This window comes from Leeuwenhoekiella sp. A2 (genome assembly GCF_047946655.1).
Classification (GTDB): Bacteria; Bacteroidota; Bacteroidia; order Flavobacteriales; family Flavobacteriaceae; genus Leeuwenhoekiella.
This window is the reverse complement of record NZ_CP172311.1, coordinates 1,363,221-1,379,270: the sequence shown is the minus strand read 5'-3', so window position 1 is coordinate 1,379,270 and position 16,050 is coordinate 1,363,221. Positions and strand designations below refer to the sequence as shown.

At 39.1% G+C, this 16,050-nt stretch carries 14 protein-coding genes; 7 read left to right on the top strand and 7 right to left on the bottom strand.

The window, feature by feature from the left end; all coding sequences use genetic code 11:
* Position 1: 1 nt before the first annotated feature.
* On the top strand, positions 2 to 763 hold the full coding sequence (locus ACH3PA_RS06230; protein ID WP_416448467.1) for a family 16 glycosylhydrolase: 762 nt from the start codon (positions 2 to 4) through the stop codon (positions 761 to 763).
* A 56-nt stretch (positions 764 to 819) separates the two neighbouring features.
* Here ACH3PA_RS06230 and ACH3PA_RS06225 read toward each other — a convergent pair whose 3' ends face one another.
* Both ACH3PA_RS06225 and ACH3PA_RS06220 read right to left on the bottom strand, forming a co-directional pair.
* Entirely contained in the window at positions 820 to 1,479 is a 660-nt protein-coding gene (locus tag ACH3PA_RS06225) for a hypothetical protein (protein ID WP_416448466.1), read from the bottom strand.
* Between the two features lie 72 nt (positions 1,480 to 1,551).
* A complete protein-coding gene (locus ACH3PA_RS06220; protein ID WP_416448465.1) occupies positions 1,552 to 2,844 on the bottom strand; it encodes an aminopeptidase P family protein in 1,293 nt (430 codons plus the stop codon).
* 194 nt (positions 2,845 to 3,038) lie between these two features.
* On the opposite strand from ACH3PA_RS06220, the gene ACH3PA_RS06215 reads away from it, so the two are divergent.
* The 5 genes from ACH3PA_RS06215 to ACH3PA_RS06195 all read left to right on the top strand — a co-directional run bounded on the left by ACH3PA_RS06215 (position 3,039) and on the right by ACH3PA_RS06195 (position 10,037).
* Positions 3,039 to 5,954, top strand: coding sequence for a WD40/YVTN/BNR-like repeat-containing protein (locus ACH3PA_RS06215; RefSeq protein WP_416448464.1), 2,916 nt, complete (start codon positions 3,039 to 3,041; stop codon positions 5,952 to 5,954).
* 166 nt (positions 5,955 to 6,120) lie between these two features.
* The gene (locus ACH3PA_RS06210; protein WP_416446126.1) at positions 6,121 to 6,777 is read left to right on the top strand and encodes a succinate dehydrogenase cytochrome b subunit; all 657 of its coding nucleotides are present in this window, start codon (positions 6,121 to 6,123) and stop codon (positions 6,775 to 6,777) included.
* Between the two features lie 3 nt (positions 6,778 to 6,780).
* Positions 6,781 to 8,784, top strand: a complete 2,004-nt coding sequence (locus ACH3PA_RS06205) for a fumarate reductase/succinate dehydrogenase flavoprotein subunit (RefSeq protein ID WP_416448463.1) — start codon at positions 6,781 to 6,783, stop codon at positions 8,782 to 8,784.
* Between the two features lie 49 nt (positions 8,785 to 8,833).
* Positions 8,834 to 9,211, top strand: coding sequence for a four helix bundle protein (locus tag ACH3PA_RS06200; RefSeq protein ID WP_416446130.1), 378 nt, complete (start codon positions 8,834 to 8,836; stop codon positions 9,209 to 9,211).
* A 79-nt stretch (positions 9,212 to 9,290) separates the two neighbouring features.
* On the top strand, positions 9,291 to 10,037 hold the full coding sequence (locus ACH3PA_RS06195) for a succinate dehydrogenase/fumarate reductase iron-sulfur subunit (protein WP_416446132.1): 747 nt from the start codon (positions 9,291 to 9,293) through the stop codon (positions 10,035 to 10,037).
* 369 nt (positions 10,038 to 10,406) lie between these two features.
* On the opposite strand, the gene radA is transcribed toward ACH3PA_RS06195, so the two are convergent.
* The 5 genes from radA to panC are packed head-to-tail and all read right to left on the bottom strand — an operon-like array spanning position 10,407 to position 15,128.
* Positions 10,407 to 11,771: a DNA repair protein RadA gene (gene radA / locus ACH3PA_RS06190; protein WP_416446134.1), complete on the bottom strand. Its 1,365-nt coding sequence runs from the start codon at positions 11,769 to 11,771 to the stop codon at positions 10,407 to 10,409.
* Positions 11,771 to 12,913 carry an alpha/beta hydrolase gene (locus tag ACH3PA_RS06185; protein ID WP_416446136.1) on the bottom strand — a complete coding sequence of 381 codons (1,143 nt, stop codon included), beginning with the start codon at positions 12,911 to 12,913 and terminating at the stop codon, positions 11,771 to 11,773. The genes radA and ACH3PA_RS06185 overlap by 1 nt, the downstream gene beginning before the upstream one ends.
* A gap of 26 nt (positions 12,914 to 12,939) precedes the next feature.
* Positions 12,940 to 13,914 carry a lysylphosphatidylglycerol synthase transmembrane domain-containing protein gene (locus ACH3PA_RS06180; RefSeq protein WP_416446138.1) on the bottom strand — a complete coding sequence of 325 codons (975 nt, stop codon included), beginning with the start codon at positions 13,912 to 13,914 and terminating at the stop codon, positions 12,940 to 12,942.
* A 1-nt stretch (position 13,915) separates the two neighbouring features.
* Complete coding sequence (gene panD / locus ACH3PA_RS06175; RefSeq protein WP_416446140.1) at positions 13,916 to 14,263, bottom strand: aspartate 1-decarboxylase; 348 nt, start codon at positions 14,261 to 14,263, stop codon at positions 13,916 to 13,918.
* A 16-nt stretch (positions 14,264 to 14,279) separates the two neighbouring features.
* On the bottom strand, positions 14,280 to 15,128 hold the full coding sequence (panC, locus tag ACH3PA_RS06170) for a pantoate--beta-alanine ligase (protein ID WP_416446142.1): 849 nt from the start codon (positions 15,126 to 15,128) through the stop codon (positions 14,280 to 14,282).
* Between the two features lie 107 nt (positions 15,129 to 15,235).
* Between panC and ACH3PA_RS06165 the strand changes: the two genes are divergently transcribed.
* Positions 15,236 to 16,045, top strand: a complete 810-nt coding sequence (locus tag ACH3PA_RS06165) for a glycogen/starch synthase (RefSeq protein ID WP_416446144.1) — start codon at positions 15,236 to 15,238, stop codon at positions 16,043 to 16,045.
* Positions 16,046 to 16,050: the final 5 nt, after the last annotated feature.

The window sequence follows — 16,050 nt, the reverse complement described above, 5'->3', positions numbered from 1 at the left end:
TATGAAAAAACTACTTAGCATATTTGTTTTAGCAGCTGTTCCACTTTCGCTTTTAGCGCAGGAGAAAACACTGGTTTGGGAAGAGAATTTTGATGGCTCATTGCTCAATATGGATAACTGGAGTTACGAGACCGGCGACGGTTGCCCCAATATTTGCGGTTGGGGCAATAATGAGCGACAGATCTACAATAAAGATTATGTGGCAGTAAAAGATGGTAATCTCGTCATTACTGCAGATAAGGTGGGCGATAAATATTACAGCGGGAAGATCAATACTAAAGATAAGCACGAGTTTAAATACGGCACTTTTGAAATACGAGCAAAAGTACCTGGGGGTAATGGTATCTGGCCAGCGATCTGGATGCTGGGCGACAATATTAGCGAAGTAGGATGGCCAGCCAGTGGCGAGATAGATATAATGGAGTTTGTAGGGCGACAACCCGATACCGTACATACAACCTTACACACGCCGGCTAGTCATGGTAATTCTGTAAATACAAAAGTAACCGGTGTAGATAAAATAACCGATGACTTTCACACCTATAAAATTGATTGGGATGAGAATGCAATAACATTTTATATAGACCAGAAAGTGGTTTATACGTTCTCCCCAGAAGTTAAAGATGATGAAACATATCCTTTTCGTCATCCGTTTTATTTTTTGTTGAATATGGCTGTGGGCGGCAACTTTGGCGGTCCAGAGGTAGATGATTCTATTTTTCCCGAGAAGTTTTGGGTTGACTATATTCGGGTTTATCAATAGCTGATTTTTACCCATTAAAAGCCGAAAAACCACCTTTTTTAGGTGGTTTTTGTGGCTTATTCTAAAGGCATGGGAGGAGGAGGTGGTGCCACCATTGAGTGAAAATCAAAATGTAGAAAATATTTGTTTTTTTGGCTTGATGCCACGGTAATATTATCTAACTCATTTATGATCCTTTTTAAAACATGTTCTATTCTGGCGATAGGGAAATCAGGATCTGCTGTGTAATGAATAAAAAAAGGCCATTGATTAGTTATATTATTATTCAGGTTTTGTAATTCATCCAATTTTGTCTTTAAATGGTCAATTGATTCTTTATTTGGGTATTCTACAATTTGATTGTTTCTAATCTCAATTATATGTAAATGCATGTAACAAGCTACACCATTAAAATCAGGGCATCTGGCATAACCTATTTCTTTATAAGTCTGGTTTTGGTCTGAGAAGATCAAACCTGATAATAACCCCTCGCAGGCCGTTTCATGCATTCTTGTCATTAATCCTTTAAAGTCGCTAAGGGAGTCCAGATATATTTCTTTTACTTGGTTCTCCTCTTCAAATTCTTCATATTTAGGAGAGAAGTGAATTATAGAATTGGATATACTTTTTTCTTCTTCCTGTTCATCGTAAGAATCACAACAAATAAAAAGTATTGAAAAAAGTAATATGTTGACTACGTTTTTAAACAACAGAGAAGGATTTATGTATTTTTCCATTCTCAAACAACGTACCAAAAAAACGGCTGCCTCTTTATAAAAGCAGCCGTTTTAAATATTAAAATAAATCTACTATTTATTCATCCATTCTTCAATTTCTTCCACTTCAAGTGGGATATTGCGCATCAGGTTAAAAGGCTCATCGCTTTCCTGAATTACTACATCATCTTCCAGGCGAATACCAAAACCTTCATCTGGTAAATAAATTCCCGGTTCTACGGTAAAAATGTTGTTAGCTTGCATAGGCTCGTGTAGCAATCCGTAATCATGCGTATCCAGCCCAATGTGATGTGATGTGCCGTGCATGAAATATTTTTTGTATGCCGGCCAGTCTTTACTTTCGTTTTGAACGTCAGCTTTATCCAGCAAACCAAGACCTATTAATTCTGAAGTCATCAATTTACCTACTTCTACGTGGTAAGGCGCCCAGAGTTCGCCGGGTTTCAGCATTTTGGTAGCTTCTTTTTTCACGCGCAGTACCGCATTGTAAACATCTTTCTGACGATCTGTAAACCTTCCGGAAACGGGAATCGTACGTGTCATATCGCTTGAATAGTTTGCATATTCTGCACCCACATCCAGAAGTATAAGTTCGCCGGCTTTACACTGTGAATTGTTAACCACATAATGCAGCACGTTTGCATTGTTGCCTGAAGCTACTATAGGCGTGTAAGCAAAACCTTTTGAGCGATTACGCAAAAACTCATGCATAAATTCTGCTTCTATCTCATATTCCCAAACACCGGGTTTTGTGAACTGAAGCACACGTTTAAAACCTTTTTCTGTAATGTTACATGCCTGTTGCATGATGTCGATCTCGATCTGATCTTTTACAGAGCGCAGACGCTGAAGTATGGGGTTGCTCTTTGCAACGTTATGCGCAGGATATGTCTCTTTTAACCATTTATTAAAACGTGCTTCGCGAGTTTCAGTCTCAACATTTGCACGATAATGCTCGTTAGTATTAATGTATACGATTTCTGCTTGCGTCATAATCTCATAAAAGATCTTATGAAAATCTTTAAGCCAGTAAACGGTTTCTACGCCGGTAACTTCAAGTGCTTTTTCTTTGGTAAGTTTTTCACCTTCCCAAACGGCAATGTGATCATTAGTTTCTTTTAGAAAAAGAATCTCGCGGTGTTCAGGTTTAGGAGCATCGGGAAAAAGAACGAGTATAGTTTCTTCCTGATCAACGCCGCTTAGGTAAAAAAGATCGCGGTTTTGCTGAAAAGGCATTGTACTATCTGCACCAATGGGGTAAATATCGTTAGCATTAAAAACGCCAAGACTATCAGGCTTCATTAAAGCCATGAAATTTTTGCGGTTTTTAATGAATAATTCTCGGTTTATAAGGTCGTATTTCATCAAAATTTGAATTTTTCCAAAATTAACAAGATAAGCTCTAACAGTTGTTAAACAAGTTCTAAATTGTTTAGGTTTCTTTAACAAATTTTTATTTTTAGAATCCCTCATAGAGGATGTCAGACGTTGAGGTTTGTCTCAAAAAATCATTTTATGCCTTTTGGCTTTGCCCAAGGTTTTTTATTTATAATTCTATCATGAAACAGTATTTACTCAGGATTTCCACTTTTGCTTTTTTCACTTTTACTACACTTTCAGGTTTCTCACAAATAGCTAATGATACGCTTCCTTCTTCTGCCGAAGAAATAAAAAATGCGATTAGCCAAAAGCAAGATCTTGCGGCTCAATCTCTGGTGAAGAATGTTCCTTTTAAAAATATTGGCCCTACGATTATGAGCGGTCGTGTTGTAGATGTTCAGGTAAATCCTGAAAACAGCACAGATTTTTATGTGGGTTACGCAACCGGCGGAGTCTGGCATACGCAGAATAACGGGATCACTTTTACTTCGGTTTTTGACAGCGCTCCCACGCAAAATGTGGGCGATATAGAAATTGACTGGAAAACCGGAACGATCTGGGTAGGTACGGGAGAGACTATTTCTTCGCGATCTTCGTACGCGGGCGTTGGTTTGCTTAAAAGTACAGATGGTGGAAAAACCTGGAAAAATACCGGACTTACAGATGGTCACCACATTAGCGACATAGTGATCAATCCTGAAAATAGTGACGAGGTTGTTGTAGGAGCTTTGGGTCATTTATATTCTGATAACGCTGAGCGCGGAATTTATAAAACAACAGACGGCGGAAAAACCTGGCAAAAAACACTATTTATCGCCCCAAATACGGGAATAATCAGCCTTGCAGCGGCTCCTGAAAATCCTGAAATTATGTATGCAGCTGCGTGGGAACGTGAGCGTAAAGCATGGGATTTTAAAGGTTCTGGTGAAGCTTCAGGTATTTATAAATCTATTGATGGTGGCGATAGTTGGGAGTTAATCACTACAGGAAATGGTTTCCCGCAAGGTGAAGGGGTGGGACGTATAGGTCTGGCAGTTGTTGATGAGAATACGGTTTATGCAGTGCATGATAGTCAGTTTAGAAGAGAGAAAGAAGAAGAAGGCGAGAAAAAGAAAGATGTTTTAAAGTCAGAAGATTTTCAATTGATGACCCAAAAAGAATTTCTGGATCTTGACGAAGAGCAACTGAATGATTATTTAAGATCTAATCGTTTCCCCAATCAATATGATGCTAAAAAAGCGAAAGATCTGGTGAAGAAAAGCGAATATAAACCATCCGATTTTTACCTGTTTGTGACCGATATTAATGCTGTAGAGGAGGATTCTGAAGTTATAGGCGCAGAAGTTTACCTCACTGAAGATGGCGGTAAATCCTGGAAGAAAACGCATGAAGGTTATATTGACGACTTGTTCTACTCATACGGTTATGTTTTCGCAGAAATATCTGTAAATCCGCAGGATAAAAATGAGATTTATCTTGTGGGCGTTCCTTTAGTAAAATCTGAAGATGGCGGCAAAACTTTCACTTACATCAATGAACCCAATGTACATGTAGATCATCACGTGTTATGGATTGATCCTAAAATGCCAGATCACGTGATAAACGGTAACGACGGCGGACTCAATATTTCGTACGATGCCGGCAAGAGTTGGATAAAGAATAACTCAATGCCGTTGGGTCAATTTTATGCTATAGATGTTGATTATCAGGAGCCGTATAATGTGTATGGCGGTTTGCAGGATAACGGCACCTGGATGGGCCCGCACACGTATGAATATTCAAAAGAATGGGAAGCCGAAGGGCAATATCCCTATAAATCGATAAGTGGCGGTGATGGGATGCAGGTAGAAATAGACAGGCGCAATCCTGATATTGTTTACGCCGGTTCACAATTTGGTTATTACAGTCGGGTAAATGTAAAAACCGGGGAACGCAATTTTGTACGACCTTCACATTCTTTGGGAGAATCACCTTACCGTTTTAACTGGCAAACACCTATTCTGCTTTCGCCGCACAATCAGGATATTCTGTATATGGGTGCAAATAAGTTGATGCGCTCTATGAATCAGGGAGATGACTGGACTGCTATTTCGCCAGATCTCACCACCGGCGGCAAAAAGGGAAATGTGCCTTTTGGGACTTTAACAACAGTAAGTGAATCGCCTTTTCAATTTGGATTGATCTACACCGGCAGCGATGATGGTTTGGTTTATCTAACAAAAGATACAGGGGGCAGCTGGAGCGAAATTTCACAAAAATTACCACAAGATCTTTGGGTAAGCAGGGTTGTGGCATCACAACACAAAAAAGAGCGCGTTTATGTGACTTTAAATGGTTATCGCGATGATAATTTTACGCCTTACGTATTTATGAGCGACGATTATGGCACAACCTGGAAGGATATTTCATCTAATCTTCCGCTGGCTGCTGTGAATGTGATTGTAGAAGATCCGGTAAAAGAAGATTATTTATATGTAGGTACAGATGATGGAATTTACATAAGTATGGATAGAGGAGCAACCTGGCAGATTTTTGATAGTGGTTTACCCAAAGTTCCTGTGCATGATGTGGTTATCCAGACCAAAGAAAATGATCTCGTAGTGGGTACACATGGTCGCTCAATTTATATAGCAGACTTGGTACCGTTACAGAAGTTTGATGCGGAAAAGAAAGGAGAAATTCAGGTTTTTGATATTGATCCTGTTAATTTTTCTTCTCGTTGGGGTGTTAGTTACAGCAAATGGTCTTCTATAAATGAACCAAAAGTAAAAATTGCATTCTACAGTCCGTTAGCAGGAAAAACCACAATCCAGGTTCTTTCAGAAAAAGGGAAGGAATTGAAAACCATAAATGTTGAAGCGGATAAAGGTTTCAATTACAAAGAATATGATCTTACAATTTCTGAACAGGGTAAGAAAGACCTGGAGAAAGAAAAGGATATTAAAATAGAAAAAGCAGATAATGACAATTTCTACCTTCAGGCAGGTAAATATATAATTAAGGTAACCAGTGGCGGGAAATCTGCACAGACAGAGCTTGAGGTAAAAGAGGCAAGACGCGGGCAACGGGAAATACCCAGTCCTGAGGAGGGATAATTGCCGGCGATTTTATGCTCTGGAGACCGATTTTTCGCCCTTTTTGAGCGATAATTTATACGGTTTTTATATCTATTCTAAATAGCCTTCAAAAGCAGGCTCAAAGTTTGTTAAAGACCGCTCTGCGGTGTATTTTTGTATCCACTTAATTAAAAATACTTCTTAAATGGGAATTATTTCCTCTTCGATCGCCAGAAAGTATGCGATGTCAATTTCCGGCTTGTTCCTGATTTTATTCTTAACACAGCACTTTATAATCAACATTACCTCGACAATGGGGCCAGATACGTTCAATAGCTTTTCAGACTTTATGGGAAGTAATTTTATCGTACAGGCGATTTTTCAACCCATATTGATCTTTGGTGTGATTTTTCATTTTGTGCTAGGTTTTATTCTTGAGTATCGCAATCGCAGTGCTCGTGCGGTAAAGTATGTGAGTTTTAAAGGTAACCGTAATTCAAAATGGGTAAGCAGAAATATGCTATTTTCCGGACTTGTGGTTCTAGCTTTTCTGGGACTTCACTTTTATGATTTCTGGTTTCCTGAGATCGTGCACAAATATGTTGAGTCTCACCCTAAAGACCCTATGCGTTATTATGGTGAGATGACCGCAAAATTTGAAAGTCCTGTACGCGTTGCTTTATATGTGCTTTCTTTTGTGTTTCTGGCTTTACACCTGTATCACGGGTTTGTATCATCCTTCCAGTCGGTAGGATTTAATAATAAATATGCAAAGGCGCTAAGAAAGTTTGCTAAAGTTTATGCTGTTGTGATTCCGTTAGGTTTCGTTTTCATCGCCTTGTACCATTTTTTAAATAACTAGACTATGTCAGTACTAGATTCTAAAGTTCCTGAAGGACCACTTGCAGATAAGTGGGTCAATCATAAAAATCATATTAATCTGGTAAACCCTGCCAACAAACGTAATATTGATGTTATCGTTATTGGTACTGGTCTTGCCGGTGGTAGCGCAGCGGCTACTCTTGCTGAGTTGGGCTACAACGTTAAAACATTTTGCTACCAGGATTCTCCACGTAGAGCGCATTCTATTGCCGCTCAGGGCGGAATTAACGCAGCAAAGAACTATCAGGGAGATGGTGACTCTGTTTACCGTCTTTTTTACGATACTGTAAAAGGTGGCGATTATCGCTCAAGAGAAGAGAATGTATATCGCCTGGCCGAGGTTTCTTCAAACATAATTGACCAGTGTGTTGCTCAGGGTGTTCCCTTTGCACGTGAATATGGGGGTATGCTTGATAACCGCTCCTTTGGTGGGGTATTGGTTTCCCGTACTTTCTATGCTAAAGGACAAACCGGTCAACAGCTTTTACTTGGTGCTTATGCGGCTATGAACCGCCAGATAAATCGTGGTAAAATAAAAGCGTACAATCGTCATGAGATGCTCGATCTTGTGCTTGTAGATGGTAAAGCGAGAGGTATTATTGCACGTGATCTTGTAACGGGTGAAATAGAAAGACATGCTGCTCATGCAGTGGTTATCGCTTCTGGAGGTTATGGTAATGTATTCTTTCTTTCTACAAATGCGATGGGAAGTAATGTGATGGCAGCGTGGAGAGCACACCGTAGAGGAGCTTATTTTGCAAATCCTTGCTTTACACAAATTCACCCAACATGTATTCCGGTTTCCGGAGATCATCAGTCCAAATTAACGCTGATGTCAGAGTCATTGCGTAATGATGGTCGTATTTGGGTGCCTAAGAAAAAAGAAGATGCTATTGCCATTCGCGAAGGCAAATTAAAACCTACAGATCTTAAAGAGGAAGATCGTGATTATTACCTAGAGCGTCGCTATCCTGCCTTTGGTAACCTTGTGCCTCGTGATGTAGCTTCAAGAGCTGCTAAAGAGCGTTGCGATGCGGGTTATGGGGTTAATAAGACAGGTGAGGCTGTTTATCTTGACTTTAGTGCGGCTTTCATGCGTTACGGAAAAGAGAAAGCCCTAAGTTCTGGTATAAAAGATGCTACTGATGCCGAAATAAGAGCATTAGGAGAAGCTGAAATAGAAGCCAAATACGGTAACCTGTTTCAGATGTATGAGAAGATCGTAGATCAAAACCCATACAAAACACCTATGATGATCTATCCCGCTGTGCATTACACAATGGGCGGTCTATGGGTAGATTATAATTTACAAACTACAATTCCGGGTTGCTACGCTGCCGGCGAAGCTAACTTCTCAGATCACGGAGCAAACCGACTGGGGGCTTCGGCGTTGATGCAGGGACTTGCAGATGGTTATTTTGTGCTTCCTTATACAATAGGAGATTATCTTTCACAAGATATTCGTACAGGAGCGATCTCTACAGAATCAGCCGAGTTTGATCAGGCTGAAAAAGATGTGCGTGATCGTATAAGCAAATTAATGAACGCAAGCGGAAAGCATTCTGTAGATCATTACCACAAGAAATTAGGTAAGATCATGTGGAACAAATGTGGTATGGCCCGTAATGCAGTAGATCTGCAGAGCGCAATGGATGAAATTGCTGAGTTGCGTAAAGATTTCTGGGAAAATGTACGTGTGCCGGGAACTGAAGATAGCTTTAATCAGGAATTGGAAAAAGCAGGTCGTGTGGCCGATTTTCTTGAACTGGGAGAGCTTTTTGCTAAAGATGCGCTTACGCGAAATGAATCATGCGGGGGTCACTTTAGAGAAGAATATCAAACTGAAGAAGGAGAAGCCCTGAGGGACGATGAGAATTTCACATTCGTTTCAGCATGGGAATATATGGGCGACCCAAGAGCCGCACAGTTGCATAAAGAAAACCTCACTTTTGAAAATATTGAGGTTAAAACCAGAAGTTATAAATAGATTATTAAGTTAATAAGTTATTGGTTATTGAAATTTTGATTTAATGTAAATGGGAAATTTACAATCTTTTGAGGAGTTGAGTTGCCGGCAAGAGGCAAGGATACTTAGAAATTTTGTAAAAGATGTAATAGTCCCAACGTTTCCAGAAAAGGAAAAATATAGTTTACAAAGTCAAATAATACGTTCTTCAAGGTCTATAGGAAACAATGTGGCTGAGGGTTTTGGAAGATTTCATTTTCAGGAGAATATTCAATTCTGTAGAATGGCAAGAGGTTCGCTTTTTGAAACTTTAGATCATTTTATTATTGCACGTGATGAAGGATATATTTCACCTGAGACCGCAGAAGAGTTTAGAGGTATTTACGGTAAAACACTTTTAATTCTTAATGGATATATTAAGTATCTTAAACGTAAAAAGACAGAATAACTAGTAACAAAATAACTTATAAAAAACTATTTTTTAAATAGAAGTGCTTTGTAAAAAGTATGATTAAAACATTCATAGAATGAAACTTACACTTAAAATATGGCGTCAAAAAGATGCCAAATCAAAAGGAAAAATTGTTGATTACCAGATTGATGGTATTGATGGAGATATGTCTTTCCTTGAGATGCTTGATGTTCTTAACGAGAACCTGAATGATAAAGGTGAAGAACCCGTTGTTTTTGATCATGATTGCCGTGAAGGTATTTGCGGTAGCTGTAATCTACAGATAAATGGTGAACCTCACGGGCCAGATCGTCTTACTACAACTTGCCAGTTACACATGCGTAAGTTTAAAGATGGTGATACTATTGTTATAGAGCCATTCCGTGCTAAGGCTTTTCCGGTTGTGAAAGATCTAATCGTAGATCGATCTGCATTTGATCGTATTCAGCAGGCTGGTGGTTACGTTTCTGTCAACACTTCTGGTAATACAATTGATGCAAATGCCATTCCTGTACAAAAAGAAAAAGCAGATGAATCTTTCTACGCGGCTACATGTATAGGTTGCGGTGCTTGTGTGGCGGCTTGTAAAAATGCAAGCGCCATGTTATTCACTTCGGCTAAAATTGCACAATTGGCAAAATTACCACAAGGGGAAGTAGAAGCAGATACTCGAGTACTTAATATGGTACGCCAAATGGATCTTGAAGGTTTCGGTAACTGTACAAATACAGGTGCCTGTGAAGTAGAATGCCCTAAAGGTATTTCACTTGAGAATATGGCTTTGATGAATCGTGAGTATATGGCGGCTTCATTAAAAGACTAATCTCACCTGAAATTTTATTAGAGAAAAAAACGGCTTATTATGGTAAAAAACCACCTTTTAGAGGTGGTTTTTTAGTTTTTCGATCTGCAACCTGCTAGGTGTTGCTTGCTGATAAGCAAAGCTTCCTTGTAGGTCTTCTTAGGTTTGGATAATGCTAAACCTACAAGGTTGATAAAACCTTGCAGGTTCTTTTTGGATTTTGCAGTATTTTAAAACTATAATCCAACTAAAATCAAATTTCGCCGTTTCGTGTCTAGACCTGCAAGGTGTTGTTTTCTACGTAAAACCTCCTTGTAGGTCTTCATTTGAACGAAGCCAAATCAACACGAAGTTAAACCTACAAGGTTAGTTAAACCTTGCAGGTTGTGGTTAACCAAATAAATACTCTACAACATCATTCATTTTTGCCACTTTTATGATGTTTATCACGAAATTCTTTTTTGGAATTTTGCAATATTTTGAAACCATAATTGTTCCGAAACCTAACTTCTCAGCTTCCAGAATACGTTGTTCTACTCTTGGGATGGGGCGTATTTCTCCTGCTAAACCTATCTCTGCCGCAAAGCAGATATCTTTCGCTACTGCGATATCTTCGTTACTCGATAAAATAGCGGCTACGACAGCAAGATCTATGGCGGGATCATCTACTGAAATTCCGCCAGTGATATTTAAAAATACATCTTTCGCTCCCAAGCGAAAACCTGCTCTTTTCTCAAGAACAGCCAATATCATATTAAGCCGCTTCGCATTATAACCCGTCGCGCTACGCTGCGGTGTGCCGTAAACAGCTGTGCTCACAAGAGCTTGTATTTCTATCATCAATGGGCGCATGCCTTCTAAGGTGGCGGCTATGGCAGTCCCGCTAAGGTCTTCATCATTCTTCGAAATTAAAATCTCAGACGGATTTGAAACTTCGCGTAAGCCGCTGCCTTGCATTTCATAAATTCCAAGTTCATTGGTAGAACCAAAGCGGTTCTTATGTGCACGTAAAATACGGTAGACATGATTGCGATCACCCTCAAACTGAAGTACGGTATCTACCATATGCTCCAATATTTTCGGGCCCGCGATATTGCCATCTTTAGTAATATGACCAATTAAAATAACCGGAGTCGCAGTTTCCTTAGCAAATTTTATAAGTTCGCTAGTGGTTTCGCGAATCTGCGAAATGCTCCCCGCGCTGCTTTCTATATAATCGCTATGCAACGTTTGTATAGAGTCTATAATAACAATGTCAGGTTCTACCGCTTCTATCTGTTTAAAGATGTTTTGCGTTTTGGTTTCGGTGAGAATGAGGCAATTTTCTGCGTTAGGATTAATGCGTTCTGCCCGCATTTTTATCTGCTGGGCGCTTTCTTCACCAGATACATAAAGCGTTTGATACGGTAGGCTCAGTGCTATTTGTAGCATTAAAGTTGACTTCCCTATTCCCGGCTCACCGCCCAGTAGCGTCAATGATCCAGGCACAAGACCGCCACCAAGCACGCGGTTAAGTTCGTCGTTCTTAGTGTTCATTCGGGCCTCTGCCGTTGTAGATATTTCAGTTATCTTTTGAGGTTTTGCCGCGCGTTTAGCAGATGGTTCTGCAGACTGTTTCCAGGTTTTCTTTTCTTCAGTTTGTATAACCTCTTCGGCAATGGTATTCCATTCTTTGCAGGATGTGCATTGCCCTTGCCACTTAGCAAATTGAGCACCGCAATTCTGGCAGTAAAATGTTGTTTTTGTTTTCGCCATTAATATCCAAAATCTTCTTTGATCTTATCTGCTCTGCTTATCATAAGATCTTTGTTTATGTTTCCTTCTTCTTTTAGCATTAACGAATTTTGATAGGTGCGCATTGCTTTTTTGGGTTCGCCGTCAATCTCATAAGATCTCGCCAAATAATAATTACCCATCATGGTTTTAGGATATTCCTTATTAGCCAGTTTGCCTAGATTTTCCAGAGCTTCTGCATCTTGTTTTTTTTCTAATGCAGCTGCGACGGCTATGAAATCATTTATCCTTATTTGGGTTTTTAAACCGTATAAAGATTCTATTGTTGCATACTTCTCTACCAGATAATCATAAGCAGATGTCTCATCGAGTTTAAGAATAACTTCTTTAAATTCTTTCTGACTAATAGGTCTGTAGGTGGCAAAAAGTTCTTCTAGAGCTTTAGGTATTGCACGTGCTGCAAGGGTATAATGTGTTGCGCCATCAAAATCGTCAAAATAATATTTAAAATTAGGGTTTTTAATTTGTTTAAAATCGGTGTCAAGAGCAAGAATATCGTCTCTAAGAGGCTTAATATCTTCGGTTCCTGTGGCCTGATAGTAAAAAACAGGTTCTTCTGTATTTGATAAAATTGAAGAAAGTCTGCTTTTCATCTGTGGTGCAAAATCTGGACTAATAGAGATATATCCCTGAAAAAGTGCTGGTTTCTTCAGTAAATAATTATTTGCAAAATTAGCCGTGAGATCGTGACCTACCGCAATGTTAAAGTTTGTGATCCTGTAATTATTTGCCAGCCAGGGGAACAATTCCATACCAATAAATTCGAAGAAATCTGCACCGCTTTCTGCCGGCAGTGAATTAGAATCGTAATACGAATCTGCCTCTCGATCACTTTGCATAATGCCTACAACAAGAGCCTGAGGCATATCTTCCCAATAACTAAAATAATCTACATTGCCGGCCACCGGTTCAAATAGATAATCAGCGTCAAAAACCAGGATTACAGGGTAGGAGTGGTCTTTGTTATTGTCGTAATTGCGGGGTAACTGGATTTTAAGTTTACGAGTTTCACTTAATTTTGAAGATTCAATTTCTTTGTATTGAACCTGTGCGAGAAGACTGCTTGTCGCGAGGACAAACAGCATTAATAGTTGTTTTTTCATTTGGGGCTTTTTTAGAAAGTCCCAAGTTAACCATTTTTTCTTCTGTTGAAAACAGGAAGAAATAAAAATGAAAGAGCGCCTACAACAATTACAAGAGCTGTTTGTGAGCCCCAGACTATCCAGCCAAATGCCTCACTTCCTTCTTTGCTAAAGCCGAAAAAAACGAGAAATGCGCCTATGGCTATGGGGTATACGCCAATGCCGCCATTTGTAGCAGAAATAGAAAAAGAACCCACCACAAAAGCAGCCATTATAATACTAAAAGAAGCTTCGGCAATTTCTGGTATGGTGAATTTAATCACCCAGAACATAAGCACATACATTACCCAGATGAAGACAGTATGAAAAATAAAAGCTACTTTGTTTTGCATGTGAAGAATGCTGCGCATGCCTTCAAGAAGTCCGTTAAGGAAATCGCGTAATTTAATTATGAATTTATGGGTCGAGCGTTGTATGATCTTTAAAAAAATCAAAAGAAGTAAAATAAGCACAACCAGAACAGCTCCTGTAAAAAGAGGATTGATATTTCTGGAATCTAGATAGCTGAGTAAATTTTCGCTTTGCAAAATAATTGCTACTCCCACTACCAGCATGAGCATTATAAAATCTGCGATACGCTCTGAAATTACAGTGCCAAAGGCTTTTTCAAAAGGGATCTTTTCATAAGTGGTTAGCGTAGCGCCACGTAAGACTTCGCCAGATCTTGGGATGCCCAGGTTTGCCAGGTAAGCGACCATTACTGCCATAAATCTATTTGCAAAAGCGGGATTATAGCCCAAGGGTTTTAACAGGAATTTCCAGCGATAAGCACGCGATAAATGACTGGTAATACCAAAAAAGAGGGATAACCAGATATACTTAGTATCTGCGGCTTTTATATTCTGCCAGAGAATTTGTCTTTGTTCTGCTGTAGCGCTGTTCAAAGAATACCAGATTAAAAAAACACCTAACCCTAAAGGAATGATCGTTTTTAGAATCTTTATGAATCTCTTTTTAGTCAACCTATTTTAGAAGATTATTTTCATTAGGAAAAACAAGAGTAGGCTTAAATTTTCTTGCTTCTTCCTCGCTCATAAAAGCATAGACAATAAGAATAAGTATATCGCCTTTTGCCACTTTTCTTGCCGCAGCACCGTTAAGCGTAAGTTCGCCACTGGCTCTTGGGCCGGGGATAGCATACGTCTCTAAGCGCTCACCATTTGTTACGTTTACGATCTGTACGCGCTCGCCTTCTATAATATTTGCAGCATCCATAAGATCTTCATCTATGGTTATACTTCCTATATAATGAAGTTCTGCGCCAGTAACCTGAACGCGGTGAATTTTTGATTTTACAACATTGACTAACATAGTGCAAAGTTAGGTATTAGATTAGGGGAATATTGTCTATTAGTCGTATTTCTCCCGCAAAAACTGCGATAAATGCACGATAATTGTCGTTTTTAGATGGTTTTTTGGCGGTTTTTAAGGTTTTAGAATCTGCAATTTCAAAATATTCAAGCTCGAGCTCTGGTTGATCTTTAAAAGCATCTGCAACCCAGTGGTTAATGTGTTCTATGCTTTTATGCTGAAAATCTTTATTTACCTGTTGCAGCACCTTGTATATGAAAGGAGCTGCCGCTCTCTGTGCTGCATTTAATCGTCTGTTTCTTGAGCTTTCGGCAAGGCCGTCTTCTGCTCTGTGAATAGGCACACCTATTATCTCAACCGGAAGTTTTTCTATTTCTGCCAGTTTGCGAACTATTTGTAATTGTTGAAAATCTTTTTCCCCAAAGAAAGCTTTGTCGGGATTTACACTTTCAAATAACAATTTTAATACTGTACCTACACCTTCAAAATGGCCGGGACGAAATTTGCCTTCCATTTCATTTTCCAGTCCGCCAAAATCGTAGTCAAATGATTTTACATTCTCGCCATAAACCTGATCTGAGTCTGGAGCGTAAATGATTAACTTTTCGCCGAAAGGCTCTAAAAAGAGAACATCAGAGTCAAGATCACGAGGATAAGCATCAAGATCTCCTGAGTTATTAAATTGAGTAGGATTCACATAAATGCTCACCACTACTTTATCAACCTGCTTTAATGCAAATTCTATAAGGCTGGCGTGGCCGGAGTGTAAAGCGCCCATAGTGGGAACAAAACCGACTGAATTACCAGAATTTTTAAGGTTTGCAACAGCAGCTGATATTTCATGTCTTTTAGTAAATACGGCCATTAGGGTAAAAATTAACAGGGCGCAAAATTAGTATTTTACTGGCAATCTGCATAAATTTTCGTAATTTTGCGTGTTTTTTAGCCATAATAGCAATTAAGAATTACTCTATGAAAGATAAGAGGATATTGTACGTATCATCTGAAGTTATACCTTATTTACCGGAAACCGAAATCGCCTCGATGTCATTTGATGCCCCTCAAATGGTAAACAGCAAAGGAGGTCAAATCCGGATCTTCATGCCCAGATACGGCAATATTAATGAAAGACGGCATCAGCTTCATGAAGTTATACGTCTATCTGGAATGAACCTCGTTATCAATGATTTTGACATGCCTTTAATTATAAAGGTTGCCTCTATCCCTAAAGAACGTATTCAGGTTTATTTTATTGATAATGAAGAGTATTTTAAGCGTAAGGCCACTTTTACAGATGAAGATGGTAAGCTCTTTGCAGATAATGATGAGCGCGCAATATTCTTTGCAAAAGGGGTGGTAGAAACTGTAAAGAAACTTAATTGGGCTCCAGATATAATACATGTGCACGGTTGGTTAGCATCATTACTCCCTCTTTACCTAAAGGTTTATTATGCTAGTGAGCCATTATTTAAGAAAAGTAAGATTGTTACATCTGTATACAATTCTGGCTACGAAGGCACGTTAAATGAGCAAATGATTGATAAAATTGCTTTTGATGGGGTGGATAAAAAAGATATCGCAGAGTTAGAATCTCCTTCTTATGAGAATCTAATGAAAGTTGCGATTAAAAATTCTGATGCTGCAATAGTAGGATCTGCAGAGCTTAGTGAAGATCTGGTAAAATATTTAAATACTACCAAGATACCTGTTCTCCCTTTTAAGAAGAAAGAGGAGTTTGCACAAGCCTACGAAGAATTCTACACTACAAAAGTCCTTGACTAATATTA

What these genes read in the sequence shown, in the direction of transcription:
- ACH3PA_RS06165 (WP_416446144.1), top strand. Translation starts at nt 15,236, where the DNA reads ATGAAAGATAAGAGGATATTGTACGTATCATCTGAAGTTATACCTTAT.
- ACH3PA_RS06205 (WP_416448463.1), top strand. Translation starts at nt 6,781, where the DNA reads ATGTCAGTACTAGATTCTAAAGTTCCTGAAGGACCACTTGCAGATAAG.
- ACH3PA_RS06195 (WP_416446132.1), top strand. Translation starts at nt 9,291, where the DNA reads ATGAAACTTACACTTAAAATATGGCGTCAAAAAGATGCCAAATCAAAA.
- ACH3PA_RS06185 (WP_416446136.1), bottom strand. Translation starts at nt 12,913, where the DNA reads ATGAAAAAACAACTATTAATGCTGTTTGTCCTCGCGACAAGCAGTCTT.
- radA (WP_416446134.1), bottom strand. Translation starts at nt 11,771, where the DNA reads ATGGCGAAAACAAAAACAACATTTTACTGCCAGAATTGCGGTGCTCAA.
- ACH3PA_RS06230 (WP_416448467.1), top strand. Translation starts at nt 2, where the DNA reads ATGAAAAAACTACTTAGCATATTTGTTTTAGCAGCTGTTCCACTTTCG.
- ACH3PA_RS06215 (WP_416448464.1), top strand. Translation starts at nt 3,039, where the DNA reads ATGAAACAGTATTTACTCAGGATTTCCACTTTTGCTTTTTTCACTTTT.
- ACH3PA_RS06200 (WP_416446130.1), top strand. Translation starts at nt 8,834, where the DNA reads ATGGGAAATTTACAATCTTTTGAGGAGTTGAGTTGCCGGCAAGAGGCA.
- panC (WP_416446142.1), bottom strand. Translation starts at nt 15,128, where the DNA reads ATGGCCGTATTTACTAAAAGACATGAAATATCAGCTGCTGTTGCAAAC.
- ACH3PA_RS06210 (WP_416446126.1), top strand. Translation starts at nt 6,121, where the DNA reads ATGGGAATTATTTCCTCTTCGATCGCCAGAAAGTATGCGATGTCAATT.
- panD (WP_416446140.1), bottom strand. Translation starts at nt 14,263, where the DNA reads ATGTTAGTCAATGTTGTAAAATCAAAAATTCACCGCGTTCAGGTTACT.
- ACH3PA_RS06225 (WP_416448466.1), bottom strand. Translation starts at nt 1,479, where the DNA reads ATGGAAAAATACATAAATCCTTCTCTGTTGTTTAAAAACGTAGTCAAC.
- ACH3PA_RS06220 (WP_416448465.1), bottom strand. Translation starts at nt 2,844, where the DNA reads ATGAAATACGACCTTATAAACCGAGAATTATTCATTAAAAACCGCAAA.